Annotated in this window: 13 protein-coding genes; 9 read left to right on the top strand and 4 right to left on the bottom strand. The window is 70.2% G+C overall.

Annotated features, from left to right (window positions below):
* The first annotated feature begins 40 nt into the window (after nucleotides 1–40).
* Both BM004_RS31075 and BM004_RS31070 read left to right on the top strand, forming a co-directional pair.
* Nucleotides 41–1303 carry an NUDIX domain-containing protein gene (locus tag BM004_RS31075; RefSeq protein WP_256220123.1) on the top strand — a complete coding sequence of 421 codons (1263 nt, stop codon included), beginning with the start codon at nucleotides 41–43 and terminating at the stop codon, nucleotides 1301–1303.
* Nucleotides 1300–1995 (top strand): nitroreductase, encoded by a 696-nt coding sequence (locus BM004_RS31070; RefSeq protein WP_093219099.1) that lies wholly within the window; start codon nucleotides 1300–1302, stop codon nucleotides 1993–1995. The genes BM004_RS31075 and BM004_RS31070 overlap by 4 nt, the downstream gene beginning before the upstream one ends.
* 19 nt (nucleotides 1996–2014) lie before the next feature.
* Here BM004_RS31070 and BM004_RS31065 read toward each other — a convergent pair whose 3' ends face one another.
* A complete protein-coding gene (locus BM004_RS31065) occupies nucleotides 2015–3625 on the bottom strand; it encodes an MFS transporter (RefSeq protein ID WP_093219097.1) in 1611 nt (536 codons plus the stop codon).
* Nucleotides 3626–3761: 136 nt separating this feature from the next.
* Nucleotides 3762–4748, bottom strand: coding sequence for a tripartite tricarboxylate transporter substrate binding protein (locus BM004_RS31060; protein ID WP_093133122.1), 987 nt, complete (start codon nucleotides 4746–4748; stop codon nucleotides 3762–3764).
* A gap of 162 nt (nucleotides 4749–4910) precedes the next feature.
* On the opposite strand from BM004_RS31060, the gene BM004_RS31055 reads away from it, so the two are divergent.
* The 6 genes from BM004_RS31055 to BM004_RS31030 all read left to right on the top strand — a co-directional run bounded on the left by BM004_RS31055 (nucleotide 4911) and on the right by BM004_RS31030 (nucleotide 10871).
* Complete coding sequence (locus BM004_RS31055; RefSeq protein WP_093133124.1) at nucleotides 4911–5639, top strand: FadR/GntR family transcriptional regulator; 729 nt, start codon at nucleotides 4911–4913, stop codon at nucleotides 5637–5639.
* A 118-nt stretch (nucleotides 5640–5757) separates the two neighbouring features.
* Nucleotides 5758–6651, top strand: coding sequence for a FadR/GntR family transcriptional regulator (locus tag BM004_RS31050; RefSeq protein ID WP_093219096.1), 894 nt, complete (start codon nucleotides 5758–5760; stop codon nucleotides 6649–6651).
* Nucleotides 6652–6798: 147 nt separating this feature from the next.
* Complete coding sequence (locus tag BM004_RS31045; RefSeq protein ID WP_218152754.1) at nucleotides 6799–7620, top strand: CoA-transferase subunit beta; 822 nt, start codon at nucleotides 6799–6801, stop codon at nucleotides 7618–7620.
* A 35-nt stretch (nucleotides 7621–7655) separates the two neighbouring features.
* On the top strand, nucleotides 7656–8546 hold the full coding sequence (locus BM004_RS31040; RefSeq protein WP_093133128.1) for a CoA transferase subunit A: 891 nt from the start codon (nucleotides 7656–7658) through the stop codon (nucleotides 8544–8546).
* Nucleotides 8547–8556: 10 nt separating this feature from the next.
* Nucleotides 8557–9822 carry a CaiB/BaiF CoA transferase family protein gene (locus BM004_RS31035; RefSeq protein ID WP_093219094.1) on the top strand — a complete coding sequence of 422 codons (1266 nt, stop codon included), beginning with the start codon at nucleotides 8557–8559 and terminating at the stop codon, nucleotides 9820–9822.
* 41 nt (nucleotides 9823–9863) lie between these two features.
* The gene (locus BM004_RS31030) at nucleotides 9864–10871 is read left to right on the top strand and encodes a Bug family tripartite tricarboxylate transporter substrate binding protein (RefSeq protein ID WP_093133133.1); all 1008 of its coding nucleotides are present in this window, start codon (nucleotides 9864–9866) and stop codon (nucleotides 10869–10871) included.
* Here BM004_RS31030 and BM004_RS31025 read toward each other — a convergent pair.
* Nucleotides 10858–11277 (bottom strand): Zn-ribbon domain-containing OB-fold protein, encoded by a 420-nt coding sequence (locus BM004_RS31025; RefSeq protein ID WP_093219093.1) that lies wholly within the window; start codon nucleotides 11275–11277, stop codon nucleotides 10858–10860. The genes BM004_RS31030 and BM004_RS31025 overlap by 14 nt on opposite strands.
* Before the next feature lies 1 nt (nucleotide 11278).
* Nucleotides 11279–12448 carry a thiolase domain-containing protein gene (locus BM004_RS31020; protein WP_093219091.1) on the bottom strand — a complete coding sequence of 390 codons (1170 nt, stop codon included), beginning with the start codon at nucleotides 12446–12448 and terminating at the stop codon, nucleotides 11279–11281.
* 155 nt (nucleotides 12449–12603) lie between these two features.
* Between BM004_RS31020 and BM004_RS31015 the strand changes: the two genes are divergently transcribed.
* Nucleotides 12604–14271 (top strand): long-chain-fatty-acid--CoA ligase, encoded by a 1668-nt coding sequence (locus BM004_RS31015; protein WP_093219090.1) that lies wholly within the window; start codon nucleotides 12604–12606, stop codon nucleotides 14269–14271.
* The last annotated feature ends 37 nt before the right edge of the window (nucleotides 14272–14308 follow it).

Raw genomic sequence — 14308 nt, 5'->3', positions numbered from 1 at the left:
GGGCACGAACGCGGGTGCAAAGCCAGCTGGCGTGCGGCCGGTGCGTACGGCCGCCTCGCTCATCGTGCTGCGCGACGGCGCGGCCAGCGGCAGGGGGCTCGAGGTGCTGATGCTGCGCAGGGCCGAGAAAGAGGCCGACCAGAACAGCGGCGCCAGCGTGTTCCCCGGCGGCACGGTCGACACGCACGACCCCGCCATGCACGCGAGTTGCTGCGGCCTCGACGACGCGGCCGCGAGCCTGCGGCTGGCGGTGCCGGCCAACGGGCTCGACTACTACGTGGCCGCCGTGCGCGAGTGCTTCGAAGAAGCGGGCCTGCTGTTCGCGTCCGACGAGGCCGGCGCGCTGGCGCCGCTCGATGCGTTGCCGGCCAGCGAACGCGAGGCGCTGCGCCACTCGGCCGAGCAAGGCTCCGACGCGCTGCTGCACATGTGCCGCGAGCGTGGCTGGCGGCTGGCGGTCGACCGGCTGCGCTACTTCAGCCACTGGCTCACGCCGCCGGGCATGCCGCGGCGCTTCGACACGCGCTTCTTCGTCGCCCTCGCACCGCAGGCGCAGACGCCGAGCGCCGACACGCGCGAGACGGTCGAGTGCATGTGGCTCACGCCCGCCGAGGCGCTGAGCGAGGCGCGCGCGCTGAAGCTGATGAACGTCACGCGCCGCATCCTCGAGCAGCTGCAAGCGTTCGACACCGCGCAGGCCTGCATCGACGGCGCGCAGGCGCTGCGCGAGGTGCCGATGATCATGCCGCGCGTGGCCAACGGCAAGGCCGGGCGCCATCCGGTGAACCCGTGGGAGCCGGCGTACGCGGAAGTCGGGCGCCTCGATCCCGACGGACACGGCCAGTGCCACCACACGCTGGAAGACGGCCTGGTGGTGCGCCTGTCGCCGCATGTGCTGCGCGTGACGACCGGCGCGCAGGCCGGGCACAACAGCTACCTGGTGGGCGGCGGCGAGGGTAATGCGTGGGCGCTGATCGACGCGCCGAAGGACGATGGCGCGTTGGCCACGGTGCGTGCGGCGGCGCCCGGAGAGATCCGGTGGACGCTGGCCACCGGCGCAGGGGGCACGAGCGACGCGGATGCTGCCCCCCACCTCGTCGACCTCGGCGGCCTCACGCTCACCACCGTGCGCGCGTCCGGCGAGCGCTGCTTCCTGCTCGAAGAAGAAAAGACGCTCTTCAGCGGCAGCTGCGCGCCGGCACGCATCGCGCTATTGCCGCAAGACATCGACTGGATCGCTCCCGCGCAAGGCTTCCTGCGCACGCCTGCCGAACCCATGCAACCCTTGTTGAAGCCGACATGAATCCCTCCACTTCCGACGACCCCCAAGCAGCAGCAGCCTTCGACGCCGTGCTCGACGCCCGCTACAGCTGCCGCGGCTACCTGCCGCAGGCCGTGCCGCGCGAGGTGATCGACGCCATCCTGCGTGCCGCCCAGCGCACCGCCTCGTGGTGCAACTCGCAGCCCTGGCAGGTGGCCGTGACCAGCGCGGACGCCACCGAGCGGCTGCGCCGGGCCATGGCCACGCCCGAGGCATCGGCCGAGCAGGCCTTCGACATCGCGCCGCCGGCCGAGTACCGCGGCGTGTACCGCGATCGCCGCCGCGAGTGCGGGTTCCAGCTGTACGACAGCGTGGGCATCGCGCACGGCGACCGCGAGGCCTCGGCGCGGCAGGCGCTGCTGAACTTCGGCTTCTTCGGCGCGCCGCACATGGCGCTGGTCACCACCGAGGCGGTGCTGGGCACCTACGGCGTGCTCGACTGCGGGGCGTACGTCAGCAACTTCATGCTGGCCGCGCGGGCGCGCGGCGTCGCGAGCATCGCGCAGGCGGCCATCGCCTCGCGCGCGAAGTTCCTGCACCGGTGGTTCGACATTCCGGACGACCGCCAGGTGGTGTGCGGCATCTCGTTCGGCTACGAAGATCCGGAGCACCCGGCGAACCGCTTTCGCACCGCGCGCGCGGCGGTGGGCGAGGCGAGCCGCTGGGTCGATTGAGCGTTGAACGCAATGCCGCTCAGGGGCTGCGTTCGGCCAGGTAGTGCCGCGTGACCACCGCCACGTCGGCCACCTGGTAGCTGCGCGCATTTGCCTCGAGCTCGTTGCTCGCCACCGTGGCGCGCGCGCGCTGGCGCAGGTAGTCGGCCCATGAGGTCACGATGAAGCGCTCGACATAGCGGCTCGGGTCGCCCAGGTCGCGGTACACGCGCCAGAAGGTGGCGCCGCCGCGCCGGCGCGGCACGGCCAGCTGCTGCACCGCATCGAGAAAGCGCCGCGCATCGCTCTCGCGGATGCAATAGACCACCTCGACCGCCACGGGGCCGGCCTCGAATTCCGGCTCGGTCGGCAGGGAGAGTTCGTCGCGGTGGTCGGCCAGCGTCACCTCGTCGTCGGCGCCCATGCGCAGCGGGTACGGCCGCGCCAGCCCCACGCTCGCGACCATGAACGCGGCCGACAGGCACAGCGCCGCCGGCAGTCCCAGCAGGCTCGACACCGCGCCCCACAGGGCCGAGCCCAGTGCGAAGGCGCCCAGCGAGCACAGCGTGTGCAGCGACGCGGCGCGCGCCCGCACCCATGGCGGGGCGCTGGTCTGCGTGGCGGCGTTGAAGGTCGACATCATGGTCATCCACGCCGCGCCGCCGAGCACAAAGCTCAGGTACACCAGCGGGCGCCAGGTCGACAGCGCGCCCACCAGCATCGCGCCGGCAAAGACCAGGCAGCAGCACGCGGCCAGCGTGTCGAGCCCGAAGCGCGAGCGGATGCGCCCGACGAAGAAGCCGGCCGACACCGCGCCCGTGCCCAGGCAGGCCATGAGCAGCCCGTAGCCCGCCGCGCCCAGGCCGAGCCGCTGCGATGCGATGACGGGCAGCAGCGCCCACAGCGCCGAGCCCAGCCCGCTGAAGCCGGCGGTTCGAATCAGCTGCGCGAAGATGGCCGGCGAATGCCGCGCATAGCGCAGCGCGCTCAGCATGCCGCCCCACAGCCGCTCGGCCGGCAGCTTGCCGGGCAGCGGCGGGCGCGGCGGCCAGCGGCGCGTGGCGTAGCTCATGCCGACGGCCGTGAGCACGGCGATCACGAACACCGCGCTGGCGCCGGTCAGCGCGAACACCAGCCCCGCCAGCGCCGGCCCCACGGCACGCGCGCCGTTGAAGGCCATCGACACCAGCGTGATGGCTTGCGGCAGCTCCTTGCGATCGACCGCGTCGCTCACGGCCGAGTTCCACGAGGGCGACTGCAGCGCCGTGCACACGCCCAGCAGGAAGGTGAAGAACAGCAGCGTGCCCGGCCCGACCCAGCCGGCCAGCGCCAGCCCCGTGAGCACCAACGCCGCCACCGTGTACACGCCCTGGATGCGCAGCATCAGCGTGCGGCGGTCGGTGGTGTCGGCCAGCACGCCGGCGGGCAGCGACAGCAGGAACATCGGCAGGAACGAGGCCGTCTGCACCAGCGCCGCCAGGAAGGACGAGGCCGTGAGCTCGATCATCAGCCACGAGGCCGCCATGTTCTGCATGGCGTTGCCCACGAAGAACAGGCTGCCGGCCGTCCACAGGCCGCGGAACGGGCGGTGCGCGAGCGGACGCCAGATGGAAGGCGCGGGGGCTGGGGCGGCGGGGTTGTGGTGGTTCAAGCGCGGGAGCTCTGTCGGCGGGCTGCGCAAATCATATCGGCGCAACCCCCGGCGCGCTTGTCGCGATTGTCGCGCTCGCGGCTCTCGCGGCTCTCGCGGCTCTCGCGGCGCTCACTGCGCTTGCCGCGCGAAGCGCTCAGAGCTTGATGCGCCCCGTGGCCACCAGCTTCTGCGTCAGCGCGAGCTGCTCCGCGAGAAAGGCCGAGAGCTTCTGCGGCCCCCAGCCCGCGGGCTCGAAGCCCAGCTCGAGCAGCTTGGGCGCCACGTCGGGCAGCTTCACGATGCGCGCCATCTCCACCGTGAGCTTGTCGATGATGGCCTTGGGCGTGCCCGCCGGCGCAAAGAGCGCACCGAAGCCCGGCATGTTGACCTCGGGGTAGCCGGCCTCGGCGAAGGTGGGCACGTCGGGGTACAGCGGAAAGCGGGTCGGGCTGGCCACCGCCAGCGCGCGGATCTTGCCGGGGTAGCGCGACACGCCGCCCAGCGAGACCACGGCCGTGTCGATCTGCCCGCCCATCAGGTCCTGCAGCGCCGGCGCCTCGCCCTTGTAGGGCACGTGCACGGTGTCGATGCCCGCGGCCATGTTGAGCAGCTCGCCCACGAAGTTGCCGCCCGAGCCGGGGCCGTAGGAGCCATAGGAAATCTTGCCCGGCCTGCTCTTCGCAAGATCGACCAGCTGCTTGAGCGTCTTCACGTTCAGCGACTCGCGCACCCCGATGGCGATGGGCGTGAGCGCCAGCATGCTGATGGGCGCCAGCTCCGACAGCTTGTAGGTCTGCGTGGGCTGCAGCACCAGGTTGCTGATGAGCGCGCTGTAGTTCACCAGCAGCGTGTAGCCGTCGGGCGCCGCCTTGGCCACCGTGGCGGCCGCGATGGCGCCGCTCGCCCCTGCCTTCGATTCCACGATGGCCGGCTGGCCCCAGGCCTCGGTGAGCTTCTGGCCGATGACCCGCATCATGGTGTCGTGCCCGCCGCCGGCCGGCGTGGGAATGATGAACTTGACGACGTTGTTCGGGTAGGCCGGGTCGGCCCGGGCGGATGCTGGCGCCATGAGCGGCGGCAGGGCGGCTGCGCCCAGCAGTCCGAGACCGGTGGCGAGCGTGTGGCGGCGGGACGGGTTCATCGGCTTGTCTCCTGAAGTGTAGGAAGTTATCGTTAGGCTTTCATTGGTTCAACCATATCGAATGCGGCGACAATGGTCAATCGGGCCGGCCCGGGGGAGGCACACTAGGCGCCGACCCCGGCGGCCGTGCCGCCAACCGTGATCTGAAGGAGGAAAGGAGCCATGTCCGAAACCACACCCGTCTTTGCGCCCGTGCGCATGCGCCGCGCCTTCGAGGCCATCTGCGACCAGATCCGCCAGCAGGTGGCCGACGGCCTGCTGGCCGCGGGCGACCGGCTGCCCAGCGAGAAGGAGCTGTCGGAGCAGTTCGGCGTGAGCCGCAGCGGCGTGCGCGAGGCGCTGCGCAGCCTGGAGATGGCGGGCATGGTGGAGGCGCTGACCGGCATCAACGGCGGCTTCTACATCAAGCAGTCGCACCCCGAGGGCATCACGCAGGCGGTGCGCGACATGGTGGCGCTCAACCAGGTGCCGGTGTCGGACGTGACCGAGGCGCGCATCCTGCTGTGCGGCCTGGCCATCAAGCTGGCCTGCGAGCGCGCCACCGAAGAAGACTTTGCCGCCATCGAGGCCGACATCGACCGCTTTGCCGAGCTGGTGAAGCAGGGCAAGCCGGTGCGCGACAGCGGGCTCATCACCGAGTTCTACCGGCTCATCGGCCGCGCGACGCACAACGAGGTGATCGTGATGCTGATCGACGCGCTCTCCGAGATATTGCGCGGCCTCATCGCGCAGCTGCAGACGCCGCACAGCAACGTGGTGCAGGTGCGCCGCAAGGTGCTGCGGCTCATGCGCGAGCGCGACGCGGACAAGGCCAGCGCGGCGCTCGCCAAGCACCTGACCGCGCTGCACCTGCTGCTGGAAGACATGGAGCGCAAGAAGGCGGGGCGCTAGAAGTCGAGCGTCAGCTCGCGCCCCGGCCCGTTGCCGGGCCCGCATCGCCTCCCGGCCCGGACCGTGCCACTTATCATTGGCTCAAAGGTCCAACTTTTCATTTTTCCGGGAGATTCCGATGACCGCCAAAGAACCGCAGCCCACACCGGCAGACACCCCCGCGGCGCCGGCCGCCAAGTTCCAGGCCATCCGTTCCGCGCGCGCCTTCGAGGAAATCGCCCAGCAGATCCGCACCGAGCTCGCGCAGGGCCGGCTCAAGGTGGGCACGCGCCTGCCGTCGGAGCGCGCGCTGTCCGAGCAGTTCGGCGTGTCGCGCAACACGCTGCGCGAGGCGCTGCGCTCGCTGGAGCACGCCGGCCTCATCCGCCTGCAGAAGGGCGCGACCGGCGGCGCCTTCATCAGCGGGCGCAGCGGCGACGCCATTGCCACCGGCCTGATGGACATGTACCACATGGGCGCCATCCAGCCGGCGCAGCTGACCGAGGCGCGCATCTGGCTCGAGTCGATCCTGGTGCGCGAGGCCTGCGCGCGCGCCACGCCGGCTGACATCGAGGCGCTGAGCAACAACATCGACGCGGCCGAAGAGGCCATGCGCAAGGACGACTTTCCCGCGCGCGCCGCCACCAACCTGGAGTTCCACCGCATCCTTGCGCGCATGACGGGCAACCCGATCATGGTGATCGTGATGAACGGCGTGCTCAACGTGCTGGCCGAGTTCATCGGACAGGTGGGCCACTACGACAACAATTACGTGCTGCCGTCGCGCCGCCGTTTCCTGAAGCACCTGGTGGCGCGCGACGCGGCCGCGGCCGTGGCGGAGATGGAATCCATCCTCAAGCGGCTGCAGCGCAGCTACCTGTCGAAGGTGGAAGACGCCGCGGCCGAGGAAGCGCCCGCGGCGCCGGCCGCCGCGAAGACCCGCGCCAAACCCGCGGCCAAGCCGGCCGCGAAGGCCGCGGCAAAGACAGCGGGCAAGACGGCGGGCAAGACGGCGGGCAAGACCGCACGCTGATTCCGTAGCAGCCGCACGCGCCACGCACAGACCGCTCGCCGCAAGGCGCGCGGTCTTTTTTTGCCCGCCCCAAGGCGAACCCCGCTTGACAGTGCGGTGGTTGATTCCTAGCATTTAGCAATGGTTCAACCAAAAATACCTCAAGCGATGCACGACGACGAGATGTCTTCCGTGCCTTCCGCGCCTTCCGCGCCCTCCACCGGCGAACTGCTCGCCGTGCTGCTGGCACGCGACTTCGAGGACGGCGAGAAGGTCATCATCGGCACCAACTCCGACATCCAGCTCGCCGCCTGCAACCTGGCGCGCGAGATGCAAGCCCCGCGCCTGTGGTGGATCTCGGGCCCGGGCGGCATGGTCAACCCGGTGCGCGACCATCTGCTGTCGACCGCCGACTCGGACAACATCGAGTCGTCCGAAGCCTGGATGGACCTTCCGAACATGATCGATTTCATCGACTGGAAGATCCACTTCTTCGACTTCGCGATCCTCTCCGCGCTGCAGGTCGACCGCTTCGGCAACATCAACACCGTGGTGGTCGGCGACCATGCGCGGCCCAAGGTGCGCGGGCCCGGCACGGTGGGCATCAGCGCGCTCTGCGGGCTGGCCAGGCGCTTCTACGTGGCGCTCACGCGGCACGACAGGAGCGCCTTCGTGCCGCGCGTCGACTTTCTCTGCGGCCCGGGCCACATGGAAGGCGGCAACTCGCGCGAGGAAGCCGGCCTGCCCGCGGGCGGCCCGAAGCTCGTGGTGTCGCCGCTGGGCGTGTTCGACTTCGAGCCGGCCAGCAAGGCCATGCGCGTGCGCTCGGTGCACCCGGGCGTCACGCTCGAACAGATCCACGCGGCCACCGGCTTCGAGATGCGCGTGGACGGCACGCCGCCCGTCACCGCCATGCCCACCGCCGAAGAGCTGCACCTTCTTCGCACCCGTGTCGACACGCGCGGCACGCTTCGCCGCAAGTTCCCCTGACCGGCTTCCGGTCGTTCCCTGACAGGCCTCCACCCATGACTCAAAAAAGCAAGCTGGTCTCGCTCGACGAAGCCGTGTCCGTCGTGAAAGACGGCGACAAGGTCGGCCTCGGCGGCTGGATCTTCAACGCGCAGCCCATGGCGCTGGTGCGCGCGCTGATCCGCAAGGGCGCGCGCAACCTCGACCTGGTGCCCGCGCCCGGCTCCATCGCACCCGACATGCTCATAGGCGCGGGCTGTGCGCGCAGCACGGCCTGCGTGTTCATCAGCTTCGAGCAGTTCGGCCTGGCGCCGCACTTCCGCCGCCAGGCCGAGGCCGGCACGCTGAAGGTGTACGAGCTCGACGGCCCCGGCATCGCGGGCGGCCTGCGCGCCGGCATCTGCGACATGCCGTGGACCGCCATTCCCGACCTGGGCACCGACCTGCCGCGCCACACGCCCGAGCACTACTGGCCCCTGCCTTCGAAGCCCGGCGAACGCAAGATGCTCGCGGCGGCGGCCATCAAGCCCGACGTGTGCCTGCTGCACGCGCAGCAGGCCGACGAGCACGGCAACGTGCAGTTCCTGGCCACGCCCTTCTTCGACGCGATGCTGGCGCAGGCCTCGCGGCACGTGATCGTGTCGGTCGACCGCATCGTGTCGAGCGACACCATCCGCCGCTCGAACCACCTCACCAAGCTGCCGGGCGTGATGGTCGACGCGGTGGTGGAGGCGCCCTACGGCGCGCACCCGACCTCGTCGCCTTCGCTCTACCGCGCCGACGAGCGCCACCTGAAGGAGTACGTGAAGGCCAGCGCCAGCGGGGAAGCCTTTGCTGCCTACCTGAAACGCTACGCCGGCGATGCGGCCACGCATGCCGACTACCTCGACGCCCTTGGCGGCGGCCGGCTCGCCGCGCTCGCGGTGTCCGAATCGAACATCGCCTGAAGGACGCCAGATGAACAGCGACAGCAACAGAAGCAACAGCAGCAACAGCAGCAACAGCGGCAACAGCGGCAACAGCGGCGACACCAAGGCCAAGGCCAGGCCGGGCATCCTCGACGGCGTGCGGGTCCTCGACTTCACCGCCATGATGTCGGGCCCGTACTGCACCCGCCTCATGGCCGACCTCGGCGCGGAGGTCATCAAGGTCGAGCCGCCCGAGGGCGACCACATCCGCATGCGGCCGCCGCGCCGCGAGGGGCGCAGCACCTACTTCGCACAGCTCAACGCGGGCAAGAAAAGCCTGTCGCTCGACCTGAAGAAGCCCGAGGCCATTGCGCTGGTGCGCGAGATGGTCGCGCAGTGCGACGTGCTGGTCGAGAACTACCGGCCCGGCGTGATGAAGCGGCTCGGGCTCGACTACGAGGCGCTCTGCGCGCTGAACCCCAAGCTGGTGTACTGCTCGATCTCCGGCTTCGGGCAGGAGGGCGCTTGGTCGGGCCGCAGCGCGTATGCGCCCGTGCTGCACGCGGCCAGCGGCTACGACATGGCGAACCTCGACTACCAGGAGGGCGACGTCGAGCGGCCGCTGAAGAACGGCATCTTCGTGGCCGACGTGCTCGGCGGCTCGCTGGCCTTCGGCGCGATCCAGAGCGCGCTGTTCCGCGCCGCGCGCACGGGCGAGGGCGACCATGTCGACCTGTCGCTGATGGACGCGATGCTGGGCCTGCTGGTCTACGAATGCCAGGAGGCGCAGTTCCCGGCCGAGCGGCGCCGCCCGCTCTACCGCCCGACCAAGGCGAAGGACGGCTTCCTGTTGATCGCGCCCGTGAGCCAGAACAACTTCGAGGCGCTGGCGCGTGGCACCGGCCACCCCGAATGGATCACCGACGCGCGCTTTCGCACCAGCCAGGAGCGCGAGCACCACTGGGGCGAGCTGATGCAGCTGCTCGACGACTGGGCCGCCTCGCGCACCGCCGCCGAATGCGAGGCCGAGATGAATGCCGCGGGCGTACCGTGCTCGCGCTACTTCACCGTGCGCGAGGCGATGCAACTGCCGCCGCTGGTCGAGCGCCAGGCCTTCCAGACCATCGACGACGGCTCGGGCGCGTTCCAGGTGCCCAACCCGGCCTTTCGCTTCAGCCGCACGGCCGCCCATGCGCGCGGCGGCGTGCCGGCGCTGGGCGGCGACGGCCCCGCGCTGCTCGGCGAGCTGCTGGGCCTGAGCGCGGAACGCATCGACGCACTGAGAGAAAGCCGCACGCTGCATGTGAACGGCTGAAGCCCCCGGTCCCGCGGTTCGAACAACGAAGGAGACAAGACATGACAAGCAGGTTGAAGCGCCTCGTGAAACTGAAGGCGAGGTCGCTGTGCGCCGCGCTGCTCGCGGCCGGCGCACTGGCGCTGCCGCAGGCCGGCATTGCCCAGCCGTCGGACTTTCCGAACAAGCCGATCACCATCATCGTGCCGTACCCGCCGGGCGGCACCACCGACGTGCTCGCGCGCGTGCTGCAGGAGCCGATGCAGCGCTTCCTGAAGCAACCCGTCATCATCGAGAACAAGGCTGGCGCGTCGGCCGTGCTCGGCACCAAGTTCGTGGCGAAGGCGCCGGCCAACGGCTACACGCTGCTGTTCCCCAACAACGGGCTGGTGATCTCGCCGCAGGTCTCCAAGGACGCCGACTACGCGCCCCTGAAAGACTTCGCGCCCGTCTCGCTGGTGTCGCTGCAGCCGATGATCCTGGTGGTCAACCCGACGGTGCCCGCGAAGTCGGTCAAGGAACTGATCGACTACGCCAAGGCCAACCCGCGCAAGCTCGACTTCGCGACCGCCGGGCCCGCCTCTTTCGGCCACCTGGCCACCGAGCTCTTCAGCCGCCGCGCCGGCATCGAGATGACGCACATTCCCTACAAGGGACAGGCGCCGACCACGCAGGCGATCCTCACGGGCGAGTCGAAGGTGCTGCTGAGCACCAGCTCGTCGCAGATGAACGCCTTCATCAAGGACGGCAAGGTGCGCCTGCTGGGCGTGAGCTCGCTGCAGGCTTCGCCGCTGGCGCCCGGCGCGGCGCCCATCGCCAACACGCTGCCGGGCTTCAACCCCGAGGTGTGGTTCGGCCTGTTCGCACCGGCCGGCACGCCGCGCGACGTGGTCGCGAAGCTCAACGAGGCCATCGTCAAGGCGCTGGCGCTGCCCGAGGTGAAGGAGAAGTTCGAGACCGCCGGCGCCGATGCCACCGGCAGCACCCCCGAGCAACTGGGCGCGCGCATCACCGAGGAGTACGCCACGTGGACCTCGGTGATCCGCGAGGCGAACATCAAGTCGGAGTAACCGGCGCTGCAAGCGGCGCGAACATCGGCACCGCGAAGCCGCCTTCGGCCGGCTTGAAGCACACCTTCACCCGGTCGCCGATGCGCACCGTGTCGAGGTCGCAGTCGACGATGTTGGTGAGCATCGTCACGCCTTCGTCGAGCGTCACGTAGGCAATGGCGTAGGGAATGGGCCCCGCGCGGCGCGTGACGCTCACGCTGTAGACGGTGCCCAGGCCCGAGGCATGGACCCATTCGGTGTCGCCCAGGCAGTAGGGGCACAGCGCGCGCGGGTACCAGTGCAGCCTGGCGCAGGCGGTGCAGCGCTTGATGCGCAGCATGCCTTCCTTCGCGGCGTTCCAGTAGGGCTCGGTGGCGGCGTCGACGATCGGTGCGCCCAGCGCGCGCTCTTGGTACATCGTGGTCATTTCAGTTCCTCTCCATGATCAGGGTGGCGCTGCCGTGGCGCGAGCCCAGCAGCCCGCCGGTGCCTTGCGCGAGGGCCAGGCCGCAGTTGGGCACCTGCACCTTCGGGTGCGCTTCGCCGCGCAGCTGGCGCACCGCCTCGATCACCTTGGTGATGCCGCCGCGGTTGGCCGGATGGTTGTTGCACAGGCCGCCGCCGTCGGTGTTGAACGGCAGCTTGCCGATGCCGGAGATCAGGTTGCCGTCCATCACGAACCTGCCGCCTTCGCCCTTCTTGCAGAAGCCCAGGTCCTCGAGCTGCATGAGCACGGTGATGGTGAAGCTGTCGTAGACCGAGGCGTACTGGATGTCGGCCGGCGTCACGCCCGCCTCGGCGAAGGCGATCGGCCCCGACACGGCCGCGCCGGAGTACGTGAGGTCGACCTGCCCGTTGGCCTGGCCCTTCACGGTCTCGCCCGCGCCGAGCACGTTGACCACAGGCCGCTTGAGCGCGCGCGCGATCTCGGGCCGTACCACCAGCAGCGCGCCGCCGCCGTCGCTCACCACGCAGCAGTCGAGCTTGTGCAGCGGGTCGGAAATCATTGGCGAGGCCAGCACCTCTTCCACCGTGACCGGCTCGCGCAGCATCGCGTTCGGGTTGTGCTGCGCGTGCGCGGCGGCGGCCACCTTGATCCAGGCGAGCTGCTCGCTGGTGGTACCGAACTCGTGCATGTGGCGCGCCGCGGCCAGCGCGTACATGTTCACGGTGACCGGCGCGTAGGGCATTTCCCAGGGCACGTCGGGCGTGGCCGCGGTCACGTTGCGCGGCCCGGTGCCGATGCCGGCGGCCTCGCTGCGCGGCCGGCCCGCCAGCGTGATGAGCGCCACGTTGCACTTGCCTGCCGCAATGGCCTGCGCGGCATGCGACACCTGCACCAGGTAGGCCGAGCCGCCGGTGTCGGTGGTGTCGACGTGGCGCACCTTCAGGCCCAGGTAGTCGACCATGCTCAGCGGCCCGAGGCCGGGCGCGTCGCCGGCGCAGAAGTAGCCGTCGACGTCCTGCAGGGACAGGCCGGCATCGGCCAGCGCGCCGCGCGCGCACTCGGCGTGCAGCTGCGCCACCGTCTTGTCGGGCGCCTTGCGCGTGGGGTGTTCGAAAGCGCCCGCGATGCAGGCCCGCCGTTGAATGCTCATTCGGTTTGCTCCATGTTGACAGTGGATTGCCGTCGTCATTATCATTGGTTCAACCAAAACAATGCAAGATGGAAAATTGCCGTTGTGGCGAGGCCGGGGCGTGAAGCAGAACGCCAGCGAAGACCAGAGAACACGAAGAACGAAGGACGACAAGCGTGACCCCGCATGAACTGAGCACCTGGCCGCGCGGCCTGCCGCGCGACATCGACATTCCGCCCACCAACCTGTGCGCCAACCTGCTGGTGTCGGCCATGCGCTCGCCGCGGCGCGCGGTGCTGGTCGACGACTTCGGCAGCCTGGCCTACGCCGAGCTGGTCGAGCAGGTGGAACGCATCGCGGCCTTCCTGCAGAACGAGCTCGGCGTGCAGCGCGGCGACCGCGTGCTCCTCTGCCTGCAGAACGGGCGCGGCTGGGTTGCCGCCTACTACGCCGTGCTGCGCATCAACGCCGTGGTGGTGCCGGTGAACCCGATGAACAAGCGCGACGAGCTGCCGCACTACCTGAGCGACACCGGCGCGGTGGCGGCCTTCTGCGGCTCCGACAACGTGGCCGAGCTGCTGGCCGTGCCCGCGGCGCAGCAGCTGCGGCGCGTGATCATCGTGGGCAGCCCCGGGCCGGCGGATGTGCCTGCCGACACTGTCGCGGAAGGCGCGGGGAATCTCGGGAACCCCGCACGCACCATCGGCCTGCGCCGCGTGCTGGCCACGGCGCCGGGCCCGCTCGCGCCGCTGGAGCACCTGCCCGATGCGCTCGCGCTCATCCTCTACAGCTCGGGCTCCACCGGCGCGCCCAAGGGCTGCATGCACACGCACCGCACGCTCACGGCCAGCACGGTGATCGTCGCGCACTGGATGGGGCTGGTGCCGCACTCGGTGCAGCTGGTGGCGCTGCCTTACTTCCACATCACCGGCATGCAGAACCTGCTGAACGCGCCCATCTACGGCGGCGGCACGCTGGTGCTCATGAAGCGCTGGAACCGCGACGAGGCGGCCGCGCTCATCGCGCGCCACCAGGTGAGCCACTGGACCGCGATGCCGACCATGGTGATCGACTTTCTCGCGAGCCCGCGGCTGGCGGAATACGACCTGCGCTCGGTGCGGCGCATCGGCGGCGGCGGCGCCGGCATGCCCGAGGCGGTGGGCGAGCGGTTGAAGGCGCTGACCGGGCTCGATTTTCTCGAGGGCTACGGCCTCTCGGAGACCGCGCACGTGTCGGGCAACCCGCCGGCCGCGTTCAAGCGCCAGTGCCTGGGCGTGCCGCTGTTCAACACCGACCTGCGCGTGATCGACCCCGACACATCGGCCGAGCTGCCGCCCGGCGAGGTGGGCGAGATCGTGATGGCCGGGCCGCAGGTCTTCACGGGCTACTGGCGCAACGAAGAGGCCACGCGCAACGCCACGCTGGTGCTGGACGGCAAGCGCTTCGTGCGCAGCGGCGACCTGGGGCGGCGCGACGAGGAGGGCTACTTCTTCATCGTCGACCGGCTCAAGCGCATGGTCAACGCCTCGGGCTTCAAGGTGTGGCCGGCCGAGGTCGAGGCGATGCTGCACGAGCACCCGGCCATTGCCGAGGCCTGCGTGATCGCGGCCGTCGACGCCTACCGCGGCGAGACGGTCAAGGCCGTGGTGGTGCTGCGCGAAGGGCAGGGCGCGCGGGTGCGCGAGGCCGACATCGTCGAATGGGCGAAGCAGAAGATGGCCGCCTACAAGTACCCGCGGCTGGTGGAGTTCGTGGCCGAGCTGCCCAAGACCGCCACCGGAAAGATCGCCTGGCGCCAGCTGCAGGAGGCCGAGCGCGCGAAGGCGCTGCGCGCCGCGGCCTGATCGGGATTGATCGCGCTTGATCGGTTCGCGCAAGCCA

The sequence above is a fragment of the Variovorax sp. OK212 genome, assembly GCF_900112425.1.
Taxonomy (GTDB): domain Bacteria; phylum Pseudomonadota; class Gammaproteobacteria; order Burkholderiales; family Burkholderiaceae_C; genus Variovorax.
This window is presented reverse-complemented; position numbering and strand designations above follow the sequence as displayed.